This is a genomic window from Streptomyces sp. NPDC006265 (assembly GCF_040613555.1).
Lineage (GTDB): Bacteria > Actinomycetota > Actinomycetes > Streptomycetales > Streptomycetaceae > Streptomyces.
Genome location: NZ_JBEXSH010000739.1, coordinates 1 through 4,615, shown reverse-complemented (window position 1 = coordinate 4,615; position 4,615 = coordinate 1). Strand labels below are relative to the sequence as shown.

Genomic DNA, 4,615 nt, shown 5'->3' with positions numbered 1-4,615 from the left:
CGCCTAAAACCGTAGAATCCGAATATCAGCCGGCACACATTTCTAACTCGATCCCGCTGGCGGGGACCGAGAGGAAGTGTGCCTGGTGGCAGTCGCTGAGACCGTACGGCGGGGCGGGGGGGCGGCGATGGTGGTGCGGCCTGGGCGTTGAGTGCCGGGTGCGGGTGCGGGTGCGGGTACGGGTACGGGTACGTGGGGGCTGGTCGCGCCCACGCGGCGGAGCCGCAGATCGACCCAGCCCCGCGCCCCCTATCGGGGCGCTGCCGAACTCTGCGCCTCGAACGCCAGGTGGCCGTCCCGTACGTCCACCGTCACCCGGCCGCCCTTGTCGACCCGGCCGTCCAGCAACAGTCGTGACAGCTCGTTGTCCACCTCGCGCTGGATCGTGCGGCGGAGCGGGCGGGCGCCGTACTCCGGCTGGTAGCCGCGTTCGGCCAGCCATTCCACCGCCCGGTCGGTGAAGGTCACCGTGATGTCCTTGCCCTGGACCAGGGACCGGGTGCGGTCCAGCAGGAGGTTGGTGATCCGGCGCAGCTGCTCCGTGGTGAGCTGGCGGAAGACGACGATCTCGTCGATACGGTTGAGGAACTCGGGGCGGAAGTGCTCCCGCAGCGGGCGCAGAATCTGCTCGCGGCGGGCCTCCTCGTCCGCGTCGGCGCCGCCCGCGGCGAAGCCCGTCGTGGCGCCCCGGCGGGTGATCGCCTCGGAGCCGAGGTTGCTCGTCATCACGATGACGGTGTTGCTGAAGTCCACCGTGCGGCCCTGGGAGTCGGTCAGCCGGCCGTCGTCGAGGACCTGGAGCAGGACGTTGAAGACGTCCGGGTGGGCCTTCTCCACCTCGTCCAGCAGGAGCAGCGAGTACGGGTGACGGCGCACGACCTCGGTGAGCTGGCCCGCCTCCTCGTGGCCGACGTAGCCGGGCGGTGCGCCGACCAGCCGGCTGACCGTGTGGCGCTCCTGGTACTCGCTCATGTCGAGCCGGACCATGCGGTCCTCGCTGCCGAACAGGGCCTCGGCGAGCGCCCGGGCCAGTTCGGTCTTGCCGACGCCCGTCGGACCGAGGAACAGGAAGCTGCCGATCGGGCGGTCGGGAGCCGCGAGCCCGGCGCGGGAACGCAGCACCGCGTCCGAGACGACCCGCACGGCCTCGTCCTGGCCGACCACCCGCTCGTGCAGATGCTCCTCCAGCCCCAGCAGACGGTCCTTCTCCTCCTGGGTGAGGCTGGCGACCGGGATGCCGGTCTGCCGGGACACCACCTCGGCGATCGCCTCGGCCCCGACCACCAGGTCCTGGCCCTCGTCGGCCTCACCGTCGCCGCCGGCCTCGGTGATCCGCTGCTTCAGCTCCACGATCCGGTCGCGCAACTGGGTGGCCTGCTCGTACTGCTCGTCCGCGACGGCCTGGTCCTTGTCCCGGGTCAGCTGCTCCAGCTCCCGCTCCAGGGCCCGTACGTCCGTGCCCTTGGTCCGGGCCCGCAACCGCACTCGGGCACCGGCCTGGTCGATCAGGTCGATCGCCTTGTCGGGCAGGCGGCGGTCGGCGAGGTAGCGGTCGGAGAGCTCCACGGCCGCGACCAGGGCCTCGTCGGTGTAGCGGACCTGGTGGTGGGCCTCGTAGCGGTCCTGGAGTCCGCGCAGGATCTCGATCGCGTCGGCGGCGGTCGGCTCCGGCACCATGATCGGCTGGAAGCGGCGGGCCAGCGCCGCGTCCTTCTCGATCCGGCGGTACTCCTCCAGCGTGGTGGCGCCCACGATGTGCAGCTCGCCCCGGGCGAGGGCCGGCTTGAGGATGTTGCCGGCGTCCATCGAGCTGCCGTCGCCGCCGCCGGAACCGGCGCCCACGACCGTGTGCAGCTCGTCGATGAAGATGATCAGCTGGTCGGAGTGGGCGCGGATCTCGCCCACGATGTTGTTCATCCGCTCCTCGAAGTCCCCCCGGTAGCGGGTGCCCGCGACCACGCCCGTGAGGTCCAGGGCGACCACGCGGCGTCCGATCAGCACATCGGGCACGTCCGCCTCGGAGATGCGCTGCGCGAGCCCCTCCACGATGGCCGTCTTGCCGACCCCCGCGTCACCGATCAGCACCGGGTTGTTCTTGCCGCGCCGGGACAGGACCTCGACCGTCTGCTCGATCTCCTGGTCCCGGCCGATCACCGGGTCGATCCGGCCCTGCCGGGCCAGCTCGGTGAGGTCGCGGCCGTACTTGTCGAGGGTCGGGGTGTTCGTCGGGCGCGGGCGCTCCGACTGGGGGACCTCCGGCGCCTCGGGCGGTTCGGAGGGGGCGAAGCGGGCCGCGTTGAGGATGTGCCCGGCAGCCGAGTCGGGGTTCGAGGCCAGGGCGCTCAGCACGTGCTCCGGGCCGATGTAGCCGTAGCCGCGGGCCCGGGCCATGTCGTGCGCGTCCAGCAGGGCCCGCTTGGCGGCCGGGGTGAGGGAGAGTGCGGTGGGCGGCGGGGCGTCGTCCGGGGTGTGCTGGGCGGGCCCCGACCGGTCGTCGATCTGCGTCGCCAGCGAGTCGGGGTTCGCACCGGCCTTGCTGAGCAGGGTGCGGGTGGGCTCGGTGGCGAGCGCCGCCCGCAGCAGATGCTGGGTGTCGAGGTCCCGGCTGCCGTGCTCGGCGGCGTACTGGGCCGCGCCACGGACGAGCTCCCGGGCCGGCTGACTCAGCAGCCGCCCGAGATCGATCTGCCGGGGACCGGGACGCGGTCCGCCGAAGAACCGTGCGAGGAATTCTCCGAAGGGATCCGAGCCGTAGCCCTCCGGGCTGGTGAAGCCGCTGCTCATGGGCCTTCCGTTCCCGGCGTCCCCGGCGCGCGGGCGGGGGACGCCCTCGCTGGTCGACGTGCCGGGGTCGGGTAACCCGGGTGGCAGCCGGTTACACCTGGGGCGCGCTCGTACAACACCTTCGCACGATCGTCGGCGAGGGGCACCTTTGGGATGCACCCGGGTAATTCCGGCATATGTCAGCGTGCGGTCAGGATCCTCGGTCCCGAGTCCGTGATCGCCACCGTGTGCTCCGCGTGGGCGGCGCGGGAGCCGTCGTTCGTCTTCAGGGTCCAGCCGTCGGGGGCGGCGTGGTAGTCGTCCGTGCCGCCCGCGACGACCATGGGTTCGATCGCCAGCACCATGCCGTGCCGGAGCCGCATGCCGCGCCCCGGGCGGCCCTCGTTCGGCACCCCGGGGTCCTCGTGCATGCCGCGGCCGATGCCGTGGCCGCCGAAGCCGTCCGGGATGCCGTATCCGGCGCCCCGGCACACCGTGCCTATCGCGTGGGCGATGTCGCCGATGCGGTTGCCCGCGACCGCGGCCCCGATGCCGGCCGTGAGGGCCCGCTCGGCGGTCTCGATCAGGCGGAGGTCCGCCTCGCGCGGGGTGCCGACGACGAAGCTGAGCGCCGAGTCGCCGACCCAGCCGCCCAGTTCGGCGCCGAAGTCGATGGAGACCAGGTCGCCGTCGCGCAGGCGGTAGCGGTCCGGGACGCCGTGCACGATCGCGTCGTTGACCGAGGTGCACAGGACGGCGGGGAAGGGGGTCGGTGCGAAGGACGGGCGGTACCCCAGGAAGGGGGAGGTCGCGCCCGCCTCGCGCAGCACGCCGTGCGCCACCTCGTCCAGCTCCAGCAGGGAGACACCCACGTCGGCGGCCCTCTGAGCGGCCGTCAGGGCCCGGGCGACGACCTGGCCCGCCTCGTACATCGCGTCGATAGAAGTGTCTGTCTTCAGCTCCACCATGCCAATTACTATACCGGTATTAGAATGGGGGCATGGTGCGCACCCCTCTCACCCCCGAAGAGCGCGAACGCGGCGAGCGGCTCGGCCGGCTGCTGCGCGAGGCGCGTGGTGGCCGGAGCATGACGGAGATCGCGGCGAGCGCGGGCATCTCCGCGGAGACCCTCCGGAAGATCGAGACGGGTCGGGCCCCGACCCCGGCCTTCTTCACGGTGGCCGCGCTGGCCGGAGTCCTCGGGCTGTCCATGGACGACCTGGCCGGGCAATGCGTGTTGGTGCCTCTCTGAGGCACCAGCGCCGCGCGTGAAAACTCCCCGTAGCACGTCCGTAACACGACTGGTGTTGCCTACGGGGCGGAATGCTCCGGCCTCATGGGAGTTGAGCGATGGCGGCGGATCAACTCCCGGCTGAAGTCGGGGAGTTCGCGACCTATCTGGACGGTCTGCTGGCACGCCTCGATCCGTCCGGCGGTTGGTGCGCGGTGTTCTGGCAGCGCGACCCGGAGGGCATGCGGGCCTGTCTCGACGGGCGTGACATGCCGCCCTGGGACGTGGTCGAGGCGCTGCTGCAGGACCTCGCCGGGCAGTACGGCCCGGGCGGAGCCGGCCCGGAGACGGAGCGCGCCCGCGCCCTGCACGCCGCCGCGCTTGCCGTGTACGACACCCGGCCCGGGGGCCGCGACGCCCTCGGCGTTCGCCTCGACGTCATGCTGCGCGAACAGAAGTACGCCGCCGAACGCCAGGCCGCCCTCGCCCGCCACCTGACCTCGGCCACGACCCGTGAACAGGCCGACGCCCTGCGCCTGGACCTGGCCTGGGCACGCGACGACCACGCACGCGCCGGGGCCCGGTGCGCGGAGCTCCGGGCACGGATGGCTCACGTGGACC

At 72.4% G+C, this 4,615-nt stretch carries 3 protein-coding genes and 1 pseudogene; 2 read left to right on the top strand and 2 right to left on the bottom strand.

Translation table 11 applies throughout. The annotated features are described in order from the left end of the window. Window positions 1-249 precede the first annotated feature (249 nt). Both ABZ281_RS38790 and map read right to left on the bottom strand, forming a co-directional pair. Window positions 250-2,784 (bottom strand): ATP-dependent Clp protease ATP-binding subunit, encoded by a 2,535-nt coding sequence (locus ABZ281_RS38790; protein ID WP_356662711.1) that lies wholly within the window; start codon window positions 2,782-2,784, stop codon window positions 250-252. 179 nt (window positions 2,785-2,963) lie between these two features. After that, window positions 2,964-3,731 (bottom strand): type I methionyl aminopeptidase, encoded by a 768-nt coding sequence (gene map, locus ABZ281_RS38785; RefSeq protein ID WP_356662710.1) that lies wholly within the window; start codon window positions 3,729-3,731, stop codon window positions 2,964-2,966. Window positions 3,732-3,763: 32 nt separating this feature from the next. On the opposite strand from map, the gene ABZ281_RS38780 reads away from it, so the two are divergent. Both ABZ281_RS38780 and ABZ281_RS38775 read left to right on the top strand, forming a co-directional pair. Then, window positions 3,764-4,015: a helix-turn-helix transcriptional regulator gene (locus ABZ281_RS38780; RefSeq protein ID WP_030855017.1), complete on the top strand. Its 252-nt coding sequence runs from the start codon at window positions 3,764-3,766 to the stop codon at window positions 4,013-4,015. Window positions 4,016-4,113: 98 nt separating this feature from the next. Further along, window positions 4,114-4,615 (top strand): annotated as a pseudogene (locus ABZ281_RS38775) (hypothetical protein); the annotation flags it as partial.

Excerpts from the sequence above, each read along its gene's own strand:
- map (WP_356662710.1), bottom strand. The coding sequence starts at position 3,731 with ATGGTGGAGCTGAAGACAGACACTTCTATCGACGCGATGTACGAGGCG.
- ABZ281_RS38790 (WP_356662711.1), bottom strand. The coding sequence starts at position 2,784 with ATGAGCAGCGGCTTCACCAGCCCGGAGGGCTACGGCTCGGATCCCTTC.
- ABZ281_RS38780 (WP_030855017.1), top strand. The coding sequence starts at position 3,764 with ATGGTGCGCACCCCTCTCACCCCCGAAGAGCGCGAACGCGGCGAGCGG.